The sequence below is a fragment of the Polaribacter uvawellassae genome, assembly GCF_039748955.1.
In the GTDB taxonomy this organism is placed as follows: Bacteria; Bacteroidota; Bacteroidia; order Flavobacteriales; family Flavobacteriaceae; genus Polaribacter; species Polaribacter uvawellassae.
This window is the reverse complement of record NZ_JBDIZN010000005.1, coordinates 43,072-66,389: the sequence shown is the minus strand read 5'-3', so window position 1 is coordinate 66,389 and position 23,318 is coordinate 43,072. Positions and strand designations below refer to the sequence as shown.

Genomic DNA, 23,318 nt, shown 5'->3' with positions numbered 1-23,318 from the left:
TTTTTGTCAGGTCGAGCGCAGTCGAGACCTAAATAAAAACCTCTCGACTGCGCTCGAGGGGACATTCCGTTTACCTTCTCAAAGCATTAAATTGTTCAACAACTGCACTATGTGTAACCGTTTTATCTTTAAAGTAAGCAACAACTTTTTCTTTTTCTTCATTTGTTGCATTCAATTGATTTAAAATATTCATCAAATGCATTTTCATATGTCCTTCTTGAATTCCGCTTGTAGTTAACGCTTTTAACGCAGCAAAATTTTGTGCCAAACCTGCTGTTGCAATAATTTGCATCAATTCTCTTGCCGATGGTTTTTGCAACATATCTAGCGATAATTTTGCCATAGGATGTAAAGCGGTTAATCCGCCAACAGTTCCTAAAGCTAAGGGAATTTCAATCCAAAATTTAAAAATATTATTTTCAATTTCGCAATGCGTTAAACTTTTATAGTTTCCAGATTTTGCCGCATAAGCATGCGCTCCAGCTTCAACAGCTCTAAAATCATTTCCGGTTGCCAATACAACAGCGTCAATTCCGTTCATAATTCCTTTGTTGTGCGTTACAGCTCTGTAAGGTTCTATTTCTGCAATCTGAACTGCTTGTTTAAATTTTTGAGCAAATTGTTGTGGATTTTCTCCGCCCAATTCATCAATCTTACAAGAAACCTCGGCTCTTACTAAACATTGCGGAACGTAGTTTGATAAAATACTCATTACAATTTCAATATCGTCTTTTCTAAAAGCTTTTGCAATGGCTTCTAAACACGAATTGATAAAGTTTGCGCCCATAGAATCTTTGGTTTCAAACGTTGCATGTAATTGATAATAATTTGCAAGCTTATCAGTTTTATCAACCAATTCAATAGCTAAAATTCCGCCACCACGTTTTTCCATATTTTTAGTTATGGAAGCAGTCGCTTTGTATAAATTTTCTTTTTGTTGATGGAAATACGATGTTAAATCTTCTTTATTACCTTCGTACATAAAATGTACTTGACCAATTTTAGTTGTTGAAATTACTTCTGCTTTAAAACCGCCACGTTTACTCCAAAATTTTGCCACTTTAGAAGCTGCTGCAACTACAGAACTCTCTTCAACAACCATAGGAATTACATAATGATCTCCGTTAATTACAAAGTTTGGTGCAACACCATAAGGCAAATAAAAATTGGACACTGTATTTTCGATAAAATCATCATGTAATTCTTGCAGTTTTTTATCTGCATTCCAATATTGCTTAAGTGTTTGAATAATTTCTGGTTGTGAGCTAAAGTAATTTTTAGACAACCAGTTTATTTTTTCTTCTTTAGTAAGTTTAGAAAACCCTGAAATAATTTTGGACATTGAATTGTACTTTTTAAGCGAAGCAAAGATAATTGAATCCTAGATAAATAACCTTAGAATTCCATATTTCTGATTTTTTAGCTTGATTTTTGCCAATTTTTCCGTAAACTTGGCAATCTTTTTATCAACTAAATAAAGAATAATTAAAAAAACAACTAAAATTACATACTTATGTCAGAATCAATAGTCAAACAACCAGAACAGCAAGAAATGTTCGGACATCCAAAAGGCTTATTTTATTTATTTTTTGCAGAATTATGGGAACGTTTTAGTTTCTATGGAATGAGAGCGTTGCTAACGCTTTACATGGTAAATGTAATATTTGAAGCTTTAGTAGAAAGAGATATTGCAGCAGCTGCTGTATATGCTTCATATGGATCTTTAGTATACGCATCTACCGTAATTGGTGGTAGAATATCTGATAGTATCTTAGGAATGAAAAATTCTATTTTCTTGGGAGGTATCTTAATGGCTATTGGTCATTTTGTATTAGCCATTCAAAGCGACATTGCTTTCTTTTTAGCATTGGCTTTTATTGTGGTTGGTAACGGTTTTTTTAAGCCTAATATTTCAACATTTGTTGGAGAACTATATAAAGACGATGACCCTAGAAAAGAAGCAGGTTTTAGTATTTTTTATATGGGTATTAATATTGGTGGTTTTGCAGCCCCTCTATTATGTGCATGGCTAGGACATACGTATGGATGGCACTATGGTTTTGCATTGGCAGGATTCGGAATGCTTTTAGGTTTAATTGTATTTTGGAGTGGAATTAAAAAAAATGTATTTGGAAATAAAGGTGGGGCACCAAGTAAAGAAATTATTGAGAAAAAAGTAATCGGGATTAAACAAGGCGTTTTAGTTCCTGTATTGGCAGTTTTAGCAGTTCCTGTAATTGCATTTTTAATTTCTTCTTATAAAAGTGTTTTTGCTGATGATGCATTCATGGGTGGTAAAAACATTGTAAATATTATCTTTAATATATTACTTCTTGTGATTGTTGTGTATTTAGGGTATATCATGTATCAAGCAAAAGTTGAAGAAAGAAAAAAAATATTTGTTGCCGTATTAATTACTATTTTTATGTCACTTTTCTGGGGATTCCATGAATTATCTGGTAGTGTAATTACGCTATTTGCAGCAAGAAATGTTAACTTATATTTAGTTGATGCAGCAGGTACAAACGCATTAAACTCTATGTTTATCATTATATTATCGATACCAATGTCAATGTTATGGGTTTATCTATCTAAGAAAAAGAAAAATCCAAGAACACCTTATAAGTTTGGGTTAGGACTCCTATTTGCCGGAATCAGTTTTTATATTTTATCAATTAGTGGTGCAAGCGCAGATGAAAATGGTATGGTACCTTTTTCGTTCTTATTAGTTATGTATTTCTTAATTTCTGTAGGAGAAATGTTAATGTCTCCAATTGGACTCTCTAAAATTACAGATCTATCACCAAAAAGAATTGTTGCTTTTATGATGGGGATTTGGTTCCTATCTTCAGCATTTGCTTTTCAATTGGTTGGATTTATTGGAGAACAACTTGCCATAGAAAGTACCGATAAAAACATCGGTGGTTTTGAAACTTTAACTACCTATACTGATGGATTTTTGATGATAGCACAATATGCTCTTGGAGCAGGTTTATTAATACTTATTGCTTCTCCATTGATAAAACGCTTGATGGGCAACGTACATTAAAAAAACATATTTTTAAAACCTCACAAACTCATAGTTGTGAGGTTTTCTTTTTTAACTTCAATTATTAATTATTATGAGCACTACTGTAAAAGCTAATGAGTTTAGTTTATTAGGTCACAAACCTGCCTTATTTGTTCTATTTTTCACAGAAATGTGGGAACGCTTTTCCTATTACGGAATGCGTGCCATTTTTGTATTATTCTTAACCGCTTCATTTACTGATGGTGGCTGGGAGTGGACAAGAGAAAGAGCCTTAGGCTTATTGGGGATTTACACAAGCTCTGTTTATTTAACCCCAATTATTGGTGGTTGGATTGCTGATAAATTTACAGGTTATCAAAAAGCTGTTGCTTTAGGAGCTTTATTAATGACACTTGGTCATGCTTCATTAGCTTTCGAAACTGAATTTATGTTCTATGTTGGAGTTGGTTTATTAATTGCAGGAAATGGATTATTTAAACCAAACGTAACTTCTGTAGTGAGTGGTTTGTATGATAAATATCCAGACAGAAAAGACGGTGCGTTTACAATTTTTTATATGGGCGTTAATTCTGGTGGATTCTTAGGAGTTTTACTATGCGGATTCTTAGCTAGTAATTTAAGTTATGCATGGGGATTTGGATTGGCTGGAATCTTTATGCTTTTAGGAACGATGCAATTTTGGTTTGGAAGAAGCATTTTTGGAAACGTGGGTGCAGAACCTACAAAAAAAGTTGACATCTCTGATGCAATTGAAAACATAGAAGTTACTAAAGAAGAAAAAGTACCAGCAAATGTGCAAAGAGACAGATATATTGTAGTAGGTATCTTAGCGTTTTTTGTTGTTTTCTTTTGGGCTGCTTTTGAACAAGCTAGTGGTTCTATGAATATTTTTGCTCGAGATTACACACAAAGAGGCTTGGAAGGTAGTTCTGCTTTAATTTTTAAAATTGTTGACACCATAATTACCATTGTTCCACTAGGAATCATTTCATGGGTTTTACTAAAGCTATTTGCTCAAACTTTTAAGAGTATTTCTTTATCAAATATTATTCTAGGCATCAGTTTTTTAAGTATTTGGGCAATTGCAATTTGGAAACTAACTGTTATTTTACCTGGTGATAAAGCAGAAATTGAAGCTTCATGGTTTTTGATTTTAAATTCTTTGTTTATTATTGGTTTGGCACCACTTTTCTCAAAATGGTGGGAAAGCAAATACAATCCTTCTGCCGCAATGAAATTTGGAATCGGAATGATTCTTTTAGGAATCGGTTTTGGTGCTCTAGCTTATGGTTCTAGCACAATTCCACAAGGAGCAAAAACAGCTTCTGTTAGTTTAATTTGGTTAGTCTTAGCATATTTATTACATACAATGGGCGAATTATGTTTATCGCCAGTTGGGTTGTCTTATGTTTCAAAATTAGTGCCTCCAAAAAAAATTGGAGTGATGTTTGGCGTTTGGTATTTAGCAATTGCTGCTGGTAACAAAATAGCTGCAATGGTTGGTGGACAAATTGATGCAATTGTAGAACAATATTCTATGAGTTACTTCTTTTTAATATTTACAATTATTCCTGCTGCTGCTGGTTTCATTTTAATATTAATCAACCCATTAATGAAAAAATTAATGCACGGAATTCGTTAAGTTAGAATCACAATATTATTGAAAAAGCTAAAAAACACTTTGTAAATTTGTGAATTAAATATCGACAGATAGAACATGAAAAAAATAATTACTTTACTACTTATTACTTTTGCATTAAACACAAATGCACAAGAAAAAGTAAACTGGCTTTCTTTTGAAAAAGCAATTGAAATCAATAAAACAAATCCAAAACCTTTATTGATTGCTATTTATGCAGATTGGTGTGGTTGGTGTAAAAAAATGGATAAAGAAACCTACACAAATCCAATAATTGCAAAGTATGTAAACGACAACTATCATGCAATAAGACTAAATGGCGAAGGTAAAGACCCAATAACATATAAAGATTACACATTTAAATTTAATCAACAAGGAAAAACAAAATATCACGAATTAAGTGCTGCTTTACAAAACGGAAAACTAAGTTATCCAACGACTGTTATTTTAAATAAAGAAGAACAATTATTAGACAGAATTCCTGGTTATTTAACGCCACGAAAAATGGAAATGGTATTGGCTTTTTTCATTAAGAAAGACAGAAAAGAAAAGAATTGGGGAGATTTTGTAAAAAACTTTAAAAGTACAATTGTAGAGTAAATTACTTCATTTTAGTTTCTAAATTAGTTCTCGACTCCACCTGCCGGATGAAGGCAAGGTTCGAACTGACATTTTGGAAATTACCTAACTAGTTACTTAAAAATGATTGCTCCTTTTTCTGCGGTATAATAAAACGGAATGCCTTTTTGATCACAAATAAATTTCCAATTTACAATCTGACTTTTATAATTTGAAGCATCGGCAATGATTTGTTTGGGTTGGATGTTTTGAATCAATCTTTCTAAGTTAATTTTTGGAGATTGAATTAATAAAACAATTGGTTTTAATTGAATTCCTAATTGATAAACTCCCAAACTATCTACCAAAACAAAAGTTTCTTTTTTAAATTGATAAGCATTAGAAAGTTTATTTTTAAATTGAATTTCTTTTGCTTTTCTGCCAACTTTATAATCTCTAATTAAACCTAAGTTTTTTATACTTACTGAATCTAAATCATGGTAAATCTTTAAATTTCCATTATTATTTTCAGCAATAATAGTTTGTCGGCTTTTATTAAAAATTACAAATTCGTGTCTAGTTTCTGTTTGTTGTTTTTCATAAAAAATGCTTCCTTGAAAAAGGATGATCATTAATAAAAGTGCCACAACTGACTTATAGGTTTTTCTTTCAAAATAGCTAAAACCGAAAATCAAACATCCATAAGACATCATCAAGAATAAAAAAGAGAACGAAATATCTTTTATCAGAAAAGATTCTTGAATTGAAATCCAACTTACAAATTGATTCATTAATGAAATAATGAAGATGTATAAATCTGCCAAAAAGTTAGGCAAGATTTGAAATAATGCTAATACAATTACTAAAATTCCAAGCATTAAAATAATTCCAATAAAAGGAATTATCACCAAATTAGAAAGCATAAATAACCCAGGAAATTGATGAAAATAAAACAAACTCACAGGTAAAACCCCCAATTGTGCAGCAACAGAAACCGTAAATAGTTGCCAAAACTTATCTGTTAAAAACCATTTTGGCTTCCATAATTGATACAGTTTTGGCTGAATGGTTACAATACTAAAAACTGCTAAATAACTTAATTGAAAACCAACATCAAACAAAAACATCGGTTTGGTAAGTAGCAACACAAACATCGAGGCAATTAATGTATGTTGCACTAGTGTTTTTCTCTTAAATGTCATTCCGATTGCAATGGCTGTAAACATGGTTACTGCTCTTACAACCGATGCAGATAAACCCGCAATAACTGCAAAAAACCAAAGCAATAAAACGATTAAAAATGTCTTTATGATTTTTCCGTTTTTAAGTTGTTCTAATGGTTTTAAAAAGAACGTTAGAATTAATAAAATAATTCCGACATGCAAACCAGAAACTGCTAAAATATGAATGGCACCAGCATTTGTATAATCTTCTAATAAATCTTTTGAAATATCTTTTCGTTGTCCTAAAATCAACGCTTTTATAACAGCAAGTTCCTCTCCTTCAAATCCGTTTTTTACTAATTCCTTTTCAACTTTAGCTCGGATGTTTTCAGCTATTTTATACATTGAATTTTCGTTAGATTCTTTTACCAAAAAAGCAGTATTTCTTAGAAAAACTTGATGGTAAACACCTTGTTTTTCGAGATACGTTTTATAATTAAATTGAAATGGATTTAATGGTTTTTGAACTTTATTGAGTTCTGATTTAAACAAAAATACGGAACCAATTTTAGCAGACGTTTGCAAACTATCTCTTTGAACATTTAGCAAAATTGTTCCTACAGTTTTTTGATTTCCAACTTTAATAATTGAACCTAAATACTTATCATAATACAAATTACTTTTTAACACTTTTTCTACTTTAAAAGTGATTAAAGAGTCCGCAGGAAAATAATTTGCATAATAGTTTTCTTTATGTGATTGGTTTTGAGAAAACACAGCAATCATTCCTACAAAAACAAATAAAAACCAACTTGTAATTGTAAAAAAAAGTTGCTTTTTAAAATACTTGAAAAGAAAAATCAGTAGTAAAAATAATACAACAACAAAAACTGATTGCGTAAAAGAATACTGCCATAATTTATAGTAAAATTGCAAAACAATTCCTACAATTAGGCAAATAGTAAAATGAGTTGGTAAAAAACTTAGCAACTTTTTCATAGCATGCTAAAGTTACTAAAAAAATAAGAAATTATTTTATTCCTTCAATAATTAATCTTGCAGACTCTTCTGAAGCTCCTTTTCCACCAAGGATTTTTTCTAACTCGTAGTATTCTAAAAACAACTTTTCTCGATGCGTTTCATCTAGAATTTTAGTCAATTCTTTGCGTAGTGTTTTTGTGTTAAAATCACTCTGAATTAATTCAGTTACCACTTCTTTATCCATAATTAAATTGACCAATGAAATAAATTTTAATGTGATAATTCGTTTGGCAATTGCAAACGTAATGGCGCTTCCTTTATAACACACAACTTGCGGCACTTTAAACAAAGCCGTTTCTAAAGTTGCTGTTCCGGATGTTACCAAAGCAGCAAACGAAACGCTTAATAAATCGTAGGTTTTATTGTTGATAAACTGCACATTATCCGTTTTTATAAATTGCTGATAAAAAGAAAAATCTTGACTCGGAGCGCCAGCAATTACAAATTGATATTCTTTAAAATCATCAACCACAGAAAGCATTACCGATAACATTTTTATAATTTCTTGTTTTCTACTTCCAGGTAATAATGCAATAATTTTTTTATCGCCTAAATTATTTTCTTTTCTAAAAGCGATTTCACCAACTTGTTTTCTATCGGCAATGGCATCAATTAAAGGATGACCAACAAAATTGACATCATAATTACGTTTTGCATAAAATTCTTTTTCAAAAGGGAGAATTACATTCATCATGTCAATATCTCTCTTAATCTTTTCTACTCTGCTAGATCTTGACGCCCAAACTTGTGGAGAAATATAATAATTGGTTCTAATACCTTTTTGTTTTGCCCATTTTGCTATTCGTAAATTAAATCCAGAATAATCTATAAAAACAACAACATCTGGCTGAAATGCCTCAATGTCTTTTTTACAAAAAGCAATGTTTTTAAATATGGTAGGAATGTTTGCCAACACTTCTACAAAACCCATAAAAGCCAATTCTTTATAATGTTTTACCAACGTTGCTCCAGCATTTTTCATCAAATCTCCGCCCCAACATCTAATATCTGCATTCTCGTCTTGTTTAAACAATGCTTTTATCAAGTTAGAACCGTGTAAATCTCCTGATGCTTCTCCGGCAATAATGTAGTATCTCATTCCTTTTATTAAGAATTGTAGCTAAAATAGTTTGACAACAAATGTAGTAAATGCAATTAAAATAGTTGTAAACAAAACACCTCTTGCTCTGTAATCTTGTTTCTTTTTGATAAAAATAAAAAACACAAACAAATTTGGAATTGCAGCTAAGGTTAATATTTTAGCTGTTAAATCTTGTTCTTTTATAACGATTAACGTTTCTTGAAAATTAAATTTTGAAAAAAATTCTATATAAATAAAAACTCCAGAAAATGTTGCAAATAGCGACACTAAAGCTCCAATTAGAATTTCTTTTTTTATAAATCCCATGTATTTAATTTTTGGATTGTGTGATGTGCAGTCATATCAAACTTAACAGGAACCACAGAAACATAACCGTTATTTAACGCCCAAATATCTGTATCTTCTCCTTTGTCTTTACAAATAAACTCGCCAGACAACCAATAATATTCTTTTCCGTTTGGACTTGTTCTTTTGTCAAAGTTTTCTTGCCAATTTCCGTTTGCTTGTCTACAAATTTTAATTCCTTTGATGTCTTTTTCAGGCAAATTCGGAATATTTACATTTAAAACGGTAGCTTCTGGAATCTTCTTCTTTAAAGCTTCAAGTACAATTTGTTTTATAATTACTTTAGATGCTGTAAAATCTGCATGCCAATTAAAATCTAACAACGAAAAACCAATTGCCGGAACACCTTCAATTCCTGCTTCTACAGCAGCACTCATCGTTCCAGAATAAATGACATTTATAGATGAATTTGATCCGTGATTAATTCCTGAAACACACAAATCTGGTTTTCTGTTTAAAATACTATTTACCGCCATTTTTACACAATCTGCCGGAGTTCCAGAACAACTATATTCAATTTGCGGTCCATCATCAACAGTAATTGAATTACAATGCAACACATTATCAACCGTAATTGCGTGTCCCATTCCGCTTTGCGGACTATCTGGCGCAACAACAAAAACGTCTCCAATTTCATTCATCACTTCTATAAGAGCGCGAATTCCTGGAGCAGTTATTCCATCATCATTTGTAACTAAAATTAAAGGTCTTTTTTTCATAATTATATTTTATCACTAACAAATGTACCATAATTTTACTTTCTTTTATACGATACGGATTTAACATTTTTTAAACAGATTTACGATGGATATTTAAGTAACATTGTATCAATAATATCACAAAAAAATACGAAATAAATTTGCACTACTTTTTTTGGTATAATTTTAGTAGTTTGCAATACTCTAAATTGCAAAAAAGAATTTATAAAAACAATAAGAACATGAAGAGAGCATTTAAATTTATCATTCCGTTTGTAGCATTTTTTATACTAGCATCAAGTTTTACAACAAATCCTATAAAAAATGATCCAGAAAAAGACAAAGTATTAATTTCTGTCATCAATTACATGCTTACAAATGGGCATTATTTACCTAAGGATTTAGATGATGATTTTTCTGAACATGTTTTTAATGAGTTTATTGAAGGTTTAGATCCGTCTAAAAGATATTTTACACAAGAAGATATTGAAGATTTTTCTAGATTTAAATACTTAATTGACAATCAACTTAAAAAAGCAGATTTAGCTTTTTATCATTTAGTTTATGGTCGATTTACAGAAAAAATTAAAAGCGCAAAAAAATATTACGGAGAAATTTTAGCGCAACCATTCAATTTTAATAAAAGAGAAACCATTGATATTGATTATGATAAAATTCCCTTTCCAAGAAACGAAAATGAGTTGATAAATAATTGGAGAAAACAATTAAAATTAAACACGTTAAGCAGAATTCAAGAAAAACAAGACTTAGAAACTGAAAAAGGGAAAAATGATAAGAACTTTAAAAAATCATCTTTTAAAACCTTAGAAGCTGCTGCAAGAAAAGAGGTTTTAAAAAATATGGATGAACTATATATCCGTATAGAAGAGTTAGAAAATGCTGATTGGTTTTCAACTTTTTTAAATAGTGTAACCAGTGGTTTCGATCCTCATTCTACATATATGGCTCCAAATGTTAAAGAAAAATTTGATATTGATATGTCTGGTAAAATAGAAGGAATTGGAGCTAGATTACAGAAAAAAGGAATTTACACGCATGTTTTTGAAGTTGTTTCTGGTGGACCAGCTTGGAAACAAGGTGATTTAGAAGCTGGAGATATTATTTTAAAAGTGGCGCAAGCAGATGAAGAACCTTTAGATATTGTTGGAATGCGTTTAGACGACGCCATTAAATTTATCAAAGGAAAAAAAGGTACAGAAGTTAAATTGACTGTAAAGAAAAAATTAGACAATTCTATTCGTGTAATTTCTATTATTAGAGATGTTGTAAATTTAGATGAAACTTTTGTAAAATCTAGTGTTGTTCTAAAAGACGGAAAAAAATACGGAGTCATTAATTTACCAAAATTTTACATCGATTTTAGTGATAAAAACTTTAGAGATTCTGCAAAAGACATGGAAAAAGAAATTGCAAATCTTAAAAAAGAAAATGTAGAAGGCTTGTTAATCGACTTAAGAAATAATGGCGGTGGATCTTTAAAAACTGCTATTGAGATTGCAGGATTATTTATTAGTGAAGGTCCAGTTGTACAAGTAAAATACAGAGGAGAAAAAGCAAGAGTTCAACATGATCAAGATCCAAAAATACAATGGGATGGACCTTTGGTTGTTTTAGTAAATGAATTATCTGCTTCGGCATCAGAAATTTTTGCTGCTGCAATGCAAGACTACAACAGAGCAGTTATTATTGGAAGTAATCAAACCTACGGAAAAGGTACTGTTCAAAATATTTTACCAATCAACCAATTTTATCCAGATTATAAAGAAGATTTAGGTTTTTTAAAAATGACCATCCAAAAATTCTACAGAGTTAATGGCGGTTCTACACAAAAAGAAGGCGTGTATTCTGATATTGCAATGCCAGACAGATATAGTTATATGAAGTTTGGTGAAAGAGATTTAGATGGCGCTTTAGATTGGGATAAAGTTCCGAAAGCAAGATATACTCCTGTAAATTCTTATGAAAATTTTAGCGATGTTGTAAATGAAAGTAAAGAGAGAATTATGCAAAATCCTAGTTTTACATTGATTAATGATTATGCAAAATGGTTGAAGAAAAGTCAAGATGACACAACATATTCTTTAAACTTTAAACAATTTACAAAAGAAGCTAAAAAGCATCAAGAACAAGGAGAAAAATTTAAATCTGTTTTTAAATTTGAATCAAAATTAAAATTTGAATCTCCTAAAAGTGAACTTCCTTTAATCAAAAAAGATATTATAGACGGTGACAAAAGAACAGCTTGGCATCAAAATTTAGCAAAAGACATCTACATAAATGAAGCTTTAAATGTATTGAGTAGATTAAAAATGAGAAATTTAAATCAAGTAGTTCAACACTAAGTCGAATATTTTTATGGAATTTAAAGTAACATTTAAAACAAAATGGGCAGATTTTGATGCAAATAGACATATGCGACACACCGCATATAATGATTATGCCGCAGAAGTTAGAGTTCGGTATTTTAAAGAACATGGATTGTCTATAGATGATTTTGCTAGAGAAAAATTAGGTCCAATTCTATTTAAAGAAGAAACTAACTTTTATAAAGAAATCCACATCGGAGAAGACATTACAGTAAATCTTACGTTAAAAGCTTTATCAACAAACATAGAACGTTGGAAGTTACAACATCAACTTTTTAATGAAAATGGCAAGTTGGCAGCACAAGTAAATGTGTATGGCGCTTGGATAGATTTAGAAAAAAGAAAATTGACCGCTCCTTCAGAAAAATTTAAAAATTTATTTTCTAGTTTAGACAGAACTGAAGATTTTGAAGAAATTATTCTAAAAAAGTAAACGTTAAAAAAAACTTAATATTTATAAGTTCATAGAACAACAAATAGGTTTGTATATAGAATTCTATATCTTTAAAGCTAATTCATTATAATTAACTTAACCTACTATTATTATGTTCAACAAAAAACAAGCAATTACCCTTTTTTCTGGGTTGCTTTTTTGCTTTACTTCTTTGCAAATTTCGGCACAAACCGATTATAGCAATTATAGCAAATTCTCTCAACGACTTAAAACTTTACAAAGTCAAAATGCATCAAACAGTAAATTAGAAACACTTACAACAACAGTTGGTGGACATAAAATTTGGGCATTAACTTTATCTAAAGGAAACTCTAAAAACAAACCTGCAATAGCTATTGTTAGTGGTGTTGATGGTTCTCATATTTTAGGTCCAGAAATGGCAATTCAAATTGCAGAAAATATTTTAAAAAATCATGCGGATGTATTAGAGAAAACTACATTTTATATTTTCCCTAATATGAGTCCGAATGCTACAGAAAATTATTTTTCTTCTTTAAAACATTACAAAAACGGAAACGCAAGAAGTACTGATGATGACAGAGATGGCGAATTTAACGAAGATCCTTTTGAGGATTTAAACAAAGACGGTTTAATTACCATGATGCGTGTAGAAGACGTTACTGGAGATTACATCAAACTAAAAGAAGACGAAAGAATACTTGTGAAAGCTGATAAAAATAAAGGTGAAACAGGAATGTATAAAATTTTCTCAGAAGGAATTGATAATGATAAGGACGGGAAATTTAATGAAGATGGGAAAGGCGGAATTTTATTTAATAAGAACTTCAGTTATAACTATCCTTATTTTAAACCAGGAGCTGGAGAACACGCAATTTCTGAAAAAGAAAATAGAGCTTTATTAGAATTTTTATATGAGCAATGGAATATCTTTTCTATTATTACTTTAGGTCCAGAAAACAATCTTTCTAATCCATTAAGATATAATGCGGCTGGCGCAAGAAAAAGAGTTGTAACTAGTGTTTTAAAAGACGATGCAGCTTTAAATAAATTTTTATCAGGAAAATACAACAAAATCACAGGAACAAAAGACGCTCCAACTTCTAACGGAAAAGGTGGAGATTTCTTTCAATGGTCTTATTTCCATTTTGGTAAATTAGCATTAGCAACTCCAGGTTGGTGGGTTCCAAAAGTAAAAGATTCTGCTAAAAAATCTGCAAAAAACAAGTTTGTAAACTATTTAAATTGGGCAAAACAAGAAAACATAAGCAATGCTTTTGTTGATTGGAAACCAATAAATCATCCTGATTTTCCAAATAATAAAGTAGAAGTTGGAGGAATTTCTCCTTACAAAATGATAAATCCGCCATTTAAAATGGTTGCAGACATCAGTAAAAAACACACAGATTTTATTATTGAACTTGCAAAAATGCAACCAAATATTACACTTCAAAATGTTACTTCTGAAGCTATTGGAAATGGGTTAACAAGAATTTCTGTAGATGTTCATAACAGTGGTTTATTACCAACTCATACAGAAATGGGGAAAAAATCTAGATGGTTATTAAAAATAAAAGTAGCTGTTAAATTGGGTAAAAATCAAGAAATTATTAGCGGAAAAGAAATTACGTTGGTAAATAGTATTGACGGAGATAGTAGTCAAAAATTTTCTTGGTTAATTAAAGGAAAAGGAAATGTTAGTATAGAAGCAGGAACTTCTCATACAGGTTCAGATTCAGCAACAATCAAATTAAAATAAAAAATTAGAAAAGATGAAAATCAACAAAAATATATTAAAGTCATTGTTGCTAGTATTTTTATTTCCATTAGCAATTGGCGCACAGAATAGTTCAGAAATTTTTAGAGCAGCCGGATCACCACACAATCCTAAAGTTCAAATTTCATTTAATAGATATTATACTTCAGAAGGATTAGCTGCACTAAGTAAAAAAATTGCAGATGCACATCCTAATTTAGTTAAAAGACAATCTATCGGTAAATCTGCAAAAGGCAGAGATATTTGGATGCTTGCAATTACAAATTATAAAAAAGGAAAAGCAGACAGAAAACCAGGATTTTATTTAGATGGAAATATTCACTCAAATGAAATTCAAGGTGGAGAAATCAGTATTTATACAGCTTGGTATTTGACAGAGAATTTTAACGATAACGAATATATAACCAATATGTTAAATGACCGTATTTTTTATATTGTTCCAACGATAAATCCAGATGCAAGAAACGATTTTATGAAAGAACCAAATACTGGAAGTAGTCCAAGGTCTGGTATGATTGCTTTAGATGATGATAGAGATGGTTTGTTTGATGAAGATGGTTATGATGATATCAACGGCGATGGTTCTATAACAATGATGAGAAGAAAGAGCAATCACGGAAATTATATTGTAGATCCACAAGATCCAAGAAAAATGATTCCTATTGGTCCAGATGATGTTGTTACAACTCAGCGTTACGAATATTTAGGAAACGAAGGAATTGACAATGACGGCGACGGAAGAATAAACGAAGATACGCACGGATATTACGACCCAAATAGAGATTGGGGTTGGAAATGGCAACCAGATTATATTCAACGTGGCGCATACAGACATCCGTTTTCTTTACCAGAAACGAGAGCAGTTGCAGATTTTGTTTTAGCGCATCCAAATATTGCTGGTGCACAAAGTTTTCACAATTCTGGAGGAATGATTTTACGTGGTCCAGGAGCACAAGAAGATTTAGCAACTTATAACAGAGCAGACATTAGAATTTATGATGCAATTGGTAAGAAAGGAGAAAAAATGTTGCCAGGTTATCGTTACTTAACAGTGTATAAAGATTTGTATTCTGTTTTTGGAGGTGAATTAGATTGGTTTTATGGAAGTAGAGGAATTTATACTTTTACCAATGAAATTTTCACATCATTTGCATACTATAAAAAGAGCGGAAGAGACAGAAACCAAACGTATGATTTTGACAAAGAATTGCTAATGAGTGATGCTTTTACTGATTGGAAAGAGTTTAATCACCCAACATACGGAAAAATAGAAATTGGCGGATTTAAAAAGAATTTTGGTAGAGCAACGCCAGGTTTTATGTTAGAGGAAGAAGCGCACAGAAATATGGCGTTTACTTTTTATCATGCGTATCACATGCCAAATTTATCAATTGCAGATATTTCTGAAAAGAAATTAAGTGGTGGCTTAAAAGAAGTAACTGTTACTATTCAAAACGATAGATTAATGCCAACACACGCAAGTCAAGATTTAAAATACAATATTACAAGACCAGATTATGTAAGTATTTCTGGAGTTAATGTTGTTGCAGGAATGTTGGTTACTGATGCAGATTTTAACGTAACCGAAGAACAAAAAGTGAATCCGGCTAAAATGAGAGTTCAGAACATTCCTGGAAACGGAGTTGTAAAAGTTCGTTGGATTGTAAAAGGAAATTCTAAATTTACTGTTACTGTTGATAGTGCAAAAGGTGGAGTTGTTTCTAAGAGAAGTAATTAAGTTTCACTTATAAATCTAAACAAGATTGACTAAAAAGCACTAAATTTTTAATTGTCTCCTTGAGCGGAGTCGAAAGGTTTGTTGATTATCAAAATAATAACAAGTTCTCGACTCCGCTCGAACGGACAAGAACCTTCTTTTTAGCCAATCTTTTTATTTAATACCAACGTTTCTTTTTCTTTTTAGAAGCTACAGATTTCCTTCCTTTTCTGTATTTTCCAGCATCAGGAGATTTATGTACTTCTGGCTTTGCTTTTGGGTCTAGCGGATACGGATGATCTTCAATAACATCCAATTGCTTATTGATTAACTTTTGGATAGCAATAACATAGTCTTTTTCGTCTGCAGAACAGAATGAAAATGCAGCGCCTTCTTGCCCTGCTCTACCCGTTCTACCGATTCTATGCACATAGGTTTCTGAGATATTCGGAAGGTCAAAATTAATTACTGTATCAACATCTTTAACATCAATTCCACGTGCAGCAACATCAGTAGCAATTAAAATATTAACCTCTCCTTTTTTAAATTTCTGCAAAGCTTCTTGACGTAGATCTTGAGATTTATCACCATGAATACTATCAACTTTATACTTATTTCTAAGTAGTGTTTTTTCTAATTTATCTACTCCGTATTTAGTTCTTCTAAAAATAATGACACTTCCTTTTATAGAGTTTCTAAGCAAGTGCAAACACAATTCTATTTTTTTTGGTTTTGGAACATAAAACAATAATTGATGTACACCTTTTACCGTAGAAGAAGTTGGAGCAACTTCAATTTTCACTGGGTCTTTTAAGATCGTTTTAGCCAATTCCACCACTTTAAATGGCATCGTTGCAGAGAATAATAAGGTTTGTTTTTGTTGATGACATAAGCGTTCTATTTTCTTAACATCATCAATAAAACCCATATCTAACATTAAATCTGCTTCGTCTAACACAAAAGTTTCAATATAATCTAAGTTTACAAAATCTTGTTTGTGTAAATCCAATAATCTACCAGGAGTAGCAATTAAAATATCAACTCCTTTTCTCAGCATTTCTTTTTGTGGCTCAATAGAAATTCCGCCAAAAACGATACCCGTTCTTAGGTTGGTGTATTTACTATAAATATTGAAATTCTCTTCTATTTGTATCGCTAGTTCTCTTGTAGGACTAATAATTAATGCTCTAATTTTCTTTCCTTTTTTAGAAGCATCTTGTTTGTCAAAAAGTTGTTGCAAAATGGGCAATGCAAACGCAGCTGTTTTTCCTGTTCCGGTTTGAGCAGAAACAATCACATCTTTTTTTTCAAGAACAATCGGAATAGTTTGTTCCTGAACTAAAGTAGGGTTTTCGTATCCGTGTTCAGTAATTGCTCTTACAATTGGTTTATTTAATCCTAAATCTCTAAACTGCATATCTCTTTAAATAATGCACAAAGATACTGTAAAAAGTAGTATAAAATAGAAATGTCTCATCGAGCGGAGTCGAGATGTTTAGATATAATCAAAGAATTATAAGTTCTCGACTCCGCTCGAACAGACAATTAAAAAGTTAAGCGATTTATTTTCTATCACCCAATATTCTTAGTAGTAATAAAAACAAGTTGATAAAGTCTAAATACAACATTAATGCTCCAACAATGGCATTTTTAGATTCTTCTTCAGAACCAACTTCAGAAGTACCACTCATTCTTTTAATTTTTTGAGTATCGTATGCTGTTAATCCAACAAATATAAAAACACCAGCATAAGTTATCAGCCAATACATCATTGTACTTTGCATGAAAAAGTTAACAACAGAAGCAATAATAATTCCGATTAATGCCATAAATAATAAATTACCCCAAGATGTTAAATCCTTTTTGGTGTAATAACCATACATACTCATGATAGCAAACGTACCAGCAGTAACTAAAAATGTACTTCCAATTGATTCTGGTGTATACATTAAAAATACGACGGATAATGTCAAACCGTTTAGTGCTGCATACCCTGTGAAAATAATCCCTGCAGTTTGCGCAGATATTTTATTAATCCTTGAAATTAAATATCCTACTAAAAATATTTCTCCAATAAATAAACCAAAGAATAACATTCTATTCTCTTGAATCATTTGTCCTATTCCTGAAATTGATGCAACCCACATTGCTATCAAACCTGTAATTGCTAGTCCACCAGACATCCAAGAATACACTTTTGACATAAAAGCAGCTTGAATGGTTTGTATTTGTTCGTTTGTATAATTTCTTATTTCCATGATCTAATTTCTTTTGTGTAAAAATAAAAAAAAGAGCTATCATAAAATAGCTCTTTTCGTTAATTCTTTGATAATTTATTTTTTAAATAAACCTGCTATAAATAGCACTACTGATGCTCCAATTACACCGGTAATTAAATCGCCAACAATACCATTTGCAATAGTAATTCCCAGAATTCCAAAGATCCATCCGCCTACTGCTCCACCAATAATCCCTAAAATTACATTCAATAAAAAGCCGAATCCACCGCCTTTCATTAATTTACCTGCAAGAAATCCTATCAATGCTCCAATTAAAACTGTGTACAATAAAGTCATAATATAAATTATTTGTTAGTAATTCTTAAATTTAGTAAATTATTTATTATCAATTACTTAACTTAAAACTGAGTTATTAACAGAGATATTATAAAATAAAAAGCTCTTCGAAAATCGAAGAGCTTTTACTTAGTACAGGCGGAGAGACTCGAACTCTCACACCTTGCGGCACTAGATCCTAAGTCTAGCGTGTCTACCAATTCCACCACGCCTGCATTTAAGGAGTGCAAATATAAACATTACTTAGAAATTGCAAAGAAGTTCTTTAGGAATTTTAGTATTTTTGATATTCATCAAAAAACTATCATGCAAAACATTAAAAATTATATCAATTCAAACAAAGATCGTTTTATAAACGAATTAATAAAAATCCTTAAAATTCCTTCTGTTAGTGCAGATCCTGCATTTAAACAAGATGTTTTAAATACATCAGAAGTTATAAAGACATTTTTAGAAAAAGCAGGTTGTGACCACGTAGAAATTTGTAAAACTCCAGGATATCCAATTGTATACGGAGAAAAAATTATTGACGTTAATTTACCAACCGTTTTAGTGTATGGTCATTATGATGTTCAGCCAGCAGATCCAATAGAATTATGGGATTCTCCACCTTTTGAACCAGTAATAAAAACAACTGAAATTCATCCTGAAGGTGCCATTTTTGCTCGTGGAGCTTGTGATGATAAAGGACAAATGTTTATGCATGTAAAAGCGTTAGAGTACATGACATCAACAGGAAATTTACCTTGTAATGTAAAATTTATGATTGAAGGCGAAGAAGAAGTTGGTTCTGAAAGTTTGTCTTGGTTTGTCGAAAGAAATCAAGAAAAATTAGCAAATGATGTTATTTTAATTTCTGATACCGGAATGATTGCCAATGACATTCCGTCTATCACAACCGGTTTACGTGGCTTAAGTTATGTAGAAGTTGAAGTAACTGGACCAAATAGAGATTTACATTCTGGCTTGTATGGCGGTGCTGTTGCAAACCCTATTAATGTATTGACAAAAATGATTGCTTCTTTACATGATGAAAATAACCACATTACAATTCCTGGTTTTTATGATAATGTAGAAGAATTATCACTTGAAGAAAGAGCAGAAATGGCAAAAGCACCATTCTCTTTAGACAATTATAAAAAAGCATTAGATATTGATGCTGTTTACGGCGAAAACGGATATTCTACCAACGAAAGAAATTCTATTAGACCAACGTTGGACGTTAACGGAATTTGGGGCGGATATATTGGTGAAGGCGCAAAAACAGTAATTGCTTCAAAAGCGTTTGCAAAAATATCGATGCGTTTAGTACCAAATCAAGATTGGAAAGAAATTACAGAATTGTTTAAAAATCATTTTGAAAGTATTGCTCCTGCAGGAGTTAAAGTTGTAGTAAAACCTCATCATGGTGGACAAGGTTATGTAACTCCGATTGATAATATTGGATATCAAGCGGCGAGTAAAGCCTATGAAACTACTTTTGGTAAAACGCCGATTCCACAAAGAAGTGGAGGAAGCATTCCGATTGTTGCTTTGTTTGAAAAAGAATTAAAAAGTAAAATAATTTTAATGGGATTCGGTTTAGATTCTGATGCAATTCATTCGCCAAACGAACATTTTGGAATTTTCAATTATCTTAAAGGAATTGAAACAATACCATTATTTTATAAATATTTTACCGAATTGAAAACCAAACAATTAACTGTTTCTTAACTCAAATCAACAGATAATTAAAATATTTTTATACAAACTAATTAAATACTCAACCAATGAAAAATTTACTTCAAAAAGCAAGTATGGTTTCTTTATCCATTTTGCTTTTAACGGCTTGTACTACTTCTACCGAAAAGAAACAACGAACTGCAGATGATTATAAAAATGCTGCTAAATTTATGCAACGTAGTTGGTCTGGATTGGTTCACAATCAAATTACTTCTCAGAATTGGACAAGTAATGATGTACTTGTTTATTCTAAAAGAACTAAAAACGGAACTGAATATGTTTCTGTAAATGCCAACACAAAAGAGAAAGCAACTTTAACTGATTATAAAACTCCAAAAACTGAATCGAAATATGCAAAAGCAACCAGAAACGAACATGTTTCTCCGAATGGAAAATTAGCTGCTTATATTGATAATTACAATTTATGGATCAGAGATTTATCAAACAATAAAAAGACACAATTAACTTTTGACGGAAAAGAAGATTATGGTTACGCAACCAATAACGCAGGTTGGACAAGAGGAGATAATGCGGTGTTAAAATGGTCGCCAAACTCTGACAAAATTGCAACGTTTCAACAAGATGCTCGTGGCGTTGGCATGATGTATTTAACAACAACAAATGTTGGTCATCAAAAATTAGAAGCTTGGAAACATCCATTACCTGGAGATAAAACTATTTTCACGATAGAACGTGTAATTATTCACTTAGGAGCAAGACCAAAAACGGTGCGTTTAAAAATGGGTAAAGACTTTCAAAGAGGAACAACTACAGATCATATTGCTGGTCGTGGTGGTGTTTTATTGGATGCTCAATGGAGTAAAGATGGTTCTAAGTTTGCCTTTGTTTCTGGATCAAGAGATCATAAAGAAGCACATTTACAAATTGCAGATGCAAGAACTGGTAAAGTAAGTTCAATTCACAAAGAAGTTGTAGACACCTATTACGAATCTGGTGTACGAGCAGAAAATTGGAGAGTTTTATTTGATTCTAATGAATTTATTTGGTATTCTGAAAAAACAGATTGGGGACATATCTATTTATATGATTTAAATACAAAAAAACTAAAAAATCAAATTACAACTGGTAACTGGTTGGTAAAACAAATTAAATATCTTGACGAAAACTCTAGAGAAATTTTCTTTACTGGAGGCGGAAAAGAAGAAGGAAATCCATATCATGATTATTTATACAAAGTAGGTTTTGACGGAAAAGGATTGACAAATTTAACTCCAGATTACGGAACACATTCAGTTAGTTTTTCTCCAAATATGGATTATTTTGTAGATACATATTCTACAACAGATACTCCGCCAGTTTCTGTATTAAGAAATAGAAATGGGGAAGAAATTGCAGAATTGGAAGCGGCAGATATTTCTGAATTAGAAGCTGAAGGATATATCGCTCCGATTGAATTTAACGTAAAGGCGAGAGACAATGAAACTGATTTATACGGCGTTTTATTTCTTCCTACAAATTATAATGAAAGTGAAAAATATCCAGTATTAAATTATATTTATCCAGGTCCACAATCTGGTTCTGTTGGTAATTACGGATTTAGACCTGTTTGGAGAGATTTTCAAGCTGCGGCCGAATTAGGTTTTGTTGTGGTTGCTGTTGACGCACAAGGAACGCCAGGAAGATCAAAATCTTTTCATGATTTCTATTATGGAAATATGGGCGATAATGGAATTCCAGATAATATTGCAGCAATTAAACAATTAGCAGAACAATACAAAGGAATGGACATTGAACGTGTTGGAATTTGGGGACATTCTGGTGGTGGATTTGCGTCTACAAGAGCCGTTTTTGCATATCCAGAATTTTATGATGTTGCTGTTTCTGGCGCTGGAAATCACGATAACAGAAACTACGAAGCAGATTGGGGAGAAAAATGGCAAGGTTTATTAGTGGAAGGAAATATGGAAGGAAACGGAGACGGAACTACAAATTATGACAACCAAGCAAATCAATTAATTGCAGGAAATTTAAAAGGAAAATTATTAATTACACATGGTTCTATCGATAATAATGTTCCACCTTCTAACACCATGTTAGTTGTTGAAGCATTGATCAAAGCAAACAAAGATTTTGACATGATTTTATTTCCGAATAAAAGACATGGTTATGGAGACATGACAAATTATATGACAAGAAAAAGATGGGATTATTTTATTACACATTTACGTGATGAAGTTCCACCAAAAGAATTTGATTTAGCAAATTTTAAATAAATAAAACACTTTGTAAAAACCGCTTAGATATTGAAACAAGTTCAGTATCTAAGCGGTTTTTTGGTTGCTAATATTTTTAATTGAAAATAAAGAACATAAATATGTATGTTCGAGTGTCATATCGAGCGGAGTCGAGATACAAGAACTTCTTTTGTTATAAACCTTTCGACTCCGCTCGAACAGGCAATAACTTATTTTATAAAATACGCTTTGATGATATAATCTACTTTTGGATATTTTTCTCTTAAAAAAGCATTACCAAACTTTGCAATAGAATCTTGTTTTCTTCCTAAAGCACCTCCATATCCGCTATAAAATTTCAGTACATTTTCTTTGCCTTCAATCACTTTTGCAATTACAGGAAATCCTGTAACGCCTGGCCCTTTATAATTGTCCAATCTATAATTGTCTTTTAAATTGATGTAAAACTGATTGGATCTTGTTCTTTTACCTCCTCGCGCAAATGCAATCGACATGGCTTCATTTTTTGCCAAAACTGGTTCATCATCAATCTTATTGTTTCTCCAACTATTATTGATAGTACTATCATTATGAATACCAAATTGAGCTACAAAATCAGGAACTACTCTATATATTGCAATATCATCGAAATAACCATTTTTAATTAATTGATACAATCTATCAACACCTTTTGGAGACCAAGCTCTTCTGGCAACAATATCAAAATTTCCTTTTGTTGTTACAAAACGTGCTTTAAACGTATTTGGCGCTTCAGCCTTTAACCATTTTTGATTGAATTTTTTTGGCGCACAAGATGCTAACAATATGATGCTTACAAGTATTAAAACTCTTTTCATTTAAAAAAAATTAGTGGTTCGTTTTTTGACATCAACAAATGTAGAAAAAAAATTTTGACTCTACACTTGTAGAATCAAATTTTATTTCTACATTTGTA

The 23,318-nt window shown here is 31.3% G+C and carries 18 protein-coding genes and 1 tRNA gene; 9 read left to right on the top strand and 10 right to left on the bottom strand.

Annotated features, from left to right (window positions below; all coding sequences use genetic code 11):
- Positions 1–70 precede the first annotated feature (70 nt).
- Positions 71–1,342, bottom strand: a complete 1,272-nt coding sequence (locus ABDX67_RS11150; RefSeq protein WP_347175110.1) for a hydroxymethylglutaryl-CoA reductase, degradative — start codon at positions 1,340–1,342, stop codon at positions 71–73.
- A 171-nt stretch (positions 1,343–1,513) separates the two neighbouring features.
- Between ABDX67_RS11150 and ABDX67_RS11145 the strand changes: the two genes are divergently transcribed.
- The 3 genes from ABDX67_RS11145 to ABDX67_RS11135 all read left to right on the top strand — a co-directional run bounded on the left by ABDX67_RS11145 (position 1,514) and on the right by ABDX67_RS11135 (position 5,270).
- The gene (locus tag ABDX67_RS11145) at positions 1,514–3,049 is read left to right on the top strand and encodes a peptide MFS transporter (protein WP_347175109.1); all 1,536 of its coding nucleotides are present in this window, start codon (positions 1,514–1,516) and stop codon (positions 3,047–3,049) included.
- Between the two features lie 73 nt (positions 3,050–3,122).
- Positions 3,123–4,673: a peptide MFS transporter gene (locus tag ABDX67_RS11140; protein ID WP_347175108.1), complete on the top strand. Its 1,551-nt coding sequence runs from the start codon at positions 3,123–3,125 to the stop codon at positions 4,671–4,673.
- Between the two features lie 75 nt (positions 4,674–4,748).
- Entirely contained in the window at positions 4,749–5,270 is a 522-nt protein-coding gene (locus ABDX67_RS11135) for a thioredoxin family protein (RefSeq protein ID WP_347175107.1), read from the top strand.
- A 92-nt stretch (positions 5,271–5,362) separates the two neighbouring features.
- On the opposite strand, the gene ABDX67_RS11130 is transcribed toward ABDX67_RS11135, so the two are convergent.
- Genes ABDX67_RS11130 through surE form a run of 4 tightly spaced genes read right to left on the bottom strand, consistent with a single transcriptional unit; the run spans position 5,363 to position 9,598 of the window.
- Positions 5,363–7,390 (bottom strand): ComEC/Rec2 family competence protein, encoded by a 2,028-nt coding sequence (locus ABDX67_RS11130; RefSeq protein WP_347175106.1) that lies wholly within the window; start codon positions 7,388–7,390, stop codon positions 5,363–5,365.
- Positions 7,391–7,421: 31 nt separating this feature from the next.
- Positions 7,422–8,531 (bottom strand): lipid-A-disaccharide synthase, encoded by a 1,110-nt coding sequence (gene lpxB / locus ABDX67_RS11125; RefSeq protein ID WP_347175105.1) that lies wholly within the window; start codon positions 8,529–8,531, stop codon positions 7,422–7,424.
- 21 nt (positions 8,532–8,552) lie between these two features.
- On the bottom strand, positions 8,553–8,840 hold the full coding sequence (locus ABDX67_RS11120) for a hypothetical protein (RefSeq protein WP_347175104.1): 288 nt from the start codon (positions 8,838–8,840) through the stop codon (positions 8,553–8,555).
- On the bottom strand, positions 8,828–9,598 hold the full coding sequence (surE, locus tag ABDX67_RS11115; protein ID WP_347175103.1) for a 5'/3'-nucleotidase SurE: 771 nt from the start codon (positions 9,596–9,598) through the stop codon (positions 8,828–8,830). Before surE ends, ABDX67_RS11120 begins: the two co-directional genes overlap by 13 nt.
- Positions 9,599–9,819: 221 nt before the next feature.
- Here surE and ABDX67_RS11110 point away from each other — a divergent pair, with 221 nt between their 5' ends.
- The 4 genes from ABDX67_RS11110 to ABDX67_RS11095 all read left to right on the top strand — a co-directional run bounded on the left by ABDX67_RS11110 (position 9,820) and on the right by ABDX67_RS11095 (position 15,891).
- Positions 9,820–11,940, top strand: coding sequence for a carboxy terminal-processing peptidase (locus ABDX67_RS11110; protein ID WP_347175102.1), 2,121 nt, complete (start codon positions 9,820–9,822; stop codon positions 11,938–11,940).
- A 13-nt stretch (positions 11,941–11,953) separates the two neighbouring features.
- Positions 11,954–12,397, top strand: coding sequence for an acyl-CoA thioesterase (locus tag ABDX67_RS11105; protein ID WP_347175101.1), 444 nt, complete (start codon positions 11,954–11,956; stop codon positions 12,395–12,397).
- Positions 12,398–12,509: 112 nt separating this feature from the next.
- Complete coding sequence (locus ABDX67_RS11100; protein ID WP_347175100.1) at positions 12,510–14,135, top strand: M14 family metallopeptidase; 1,626 nt, start codon at positions 12,510–12,512, stop codon at positions 14,133–14,135.
- A gap of 13 nt (positions 14,136–14,148) precedes the next feature.
- Positions 14,149–15,891: a M14 family metallopeptidase gene (locus tag ABDX67_RS11095; protein WP_347175099.1), complete on the top strand. Its 1,743-nt coding sequence runs from the start codon at positions 14,149–14,151 to the stop codon at positions 15,889–15,891.
- Positions 15,892–16,048: 157 nt separating this feature from the next.
- Here ABDX67_RS11095 and ABDX67_RS11090 read toward each other — a convergent pair whose 3' ends face one another.
- The 4 genes from ABDX67_RS11090 to ABDX67_RS11075 all read right to left on the bottom strand — a co-directional run bounded on the left by ABDX67_RS11090 (position 16,049) and on the right by ABDX67_RS11075 (position 18,661).
- Positions 16,049–17,287 (bottom strand): DEAD/DEAH box helicase, encoded by a 1,239-nt coding sequence (locus ABDX67_RS11090; RefSeq protein WP_347175098.1) that lies wholly within the window; start codon positions 17,285–17,287, stop codon positions 16,049–16,051.
- Between the two features lie 145 nt (positions 17,288–17,432).
- A complete protein-coding gene (locus ABDX67_RS11085) occupies positions 17,433–18,128 on the bottom strand; it encodes a Bax inhibitor-1/YccA family protein (protein ID WP_347175097.1) in 696 nt (231 codons plus the stop codon).
- Between the two features lie 75 nt (positions 18,129–18,203).
- Positions 18,204–18,446 carry a GlsB/YeaQ/YmgE family stress response membrane protein gene (locus ABDX67_RS11080; RefSeq protein ID WP_347175096.1) on the bottom strand — a complete coding sequence of 81 codons (243 nt, stop codon included), beginning with the start codon at positions 18,444–18,446 and terminating at the stop codon, positions 18,204–18,206.
- 133 nt (positions 18,447–18,579) lie between these two features.
- Positions 18,580–18,661, bottom strand: a tRNA-Leu gene (locus tag ABDX67_RS11075).
- Between the two features lie 91 nt (positions 18,662–18,752).
- Here ABDX67_RS11075 and ABDX67_RS11070 point away from each other — a divergent pair.
- Both ABDX67_RS11070 and ABDX67_RS11065 read left to right on the top strand, forming a co-directional pair.
- Complete coding sequence (locus ABDX67_RS11070; RefSeq protein ID WP_347175095.1) at positions 18,753–20,159, top strand: dipeptidase; 1,407 nt, start codon at positions 18,753–18,755, stop codon at positions 20,157–20,159.
- 56 nt (positions 20,160–20,215) lie between these two features.
- Positions 20,216–22,402: a S9 family peptidase gene (locus tag ABDX67_RS11065; protein WP_347175094.1), complete on the top strand. Its 2,187-nt coding sequence runs from the start codon at positions 20,216–20,218 to the stop codon at positions 22,400–22,402.
- 191 nt (positions 22,403–22,593) lie between these two features.
- Here the strand turns inward: ABDX67_RS11065 and ABDX67_RS11060 are convergent, their stop codons facing one another.
- Positions 22,594–23,220, bottom strand: coding sequence for a peptidylprolyl isomerase (locus ABDX67_RS11060; protein WP_347175093.1), 627 nt, complete (start codon positions 23,218–23,220; stop codon positions 22,594–22,596).
- Between the last annotated feature and the right edge of the window lie 98 nt (positions 23,221–23,318).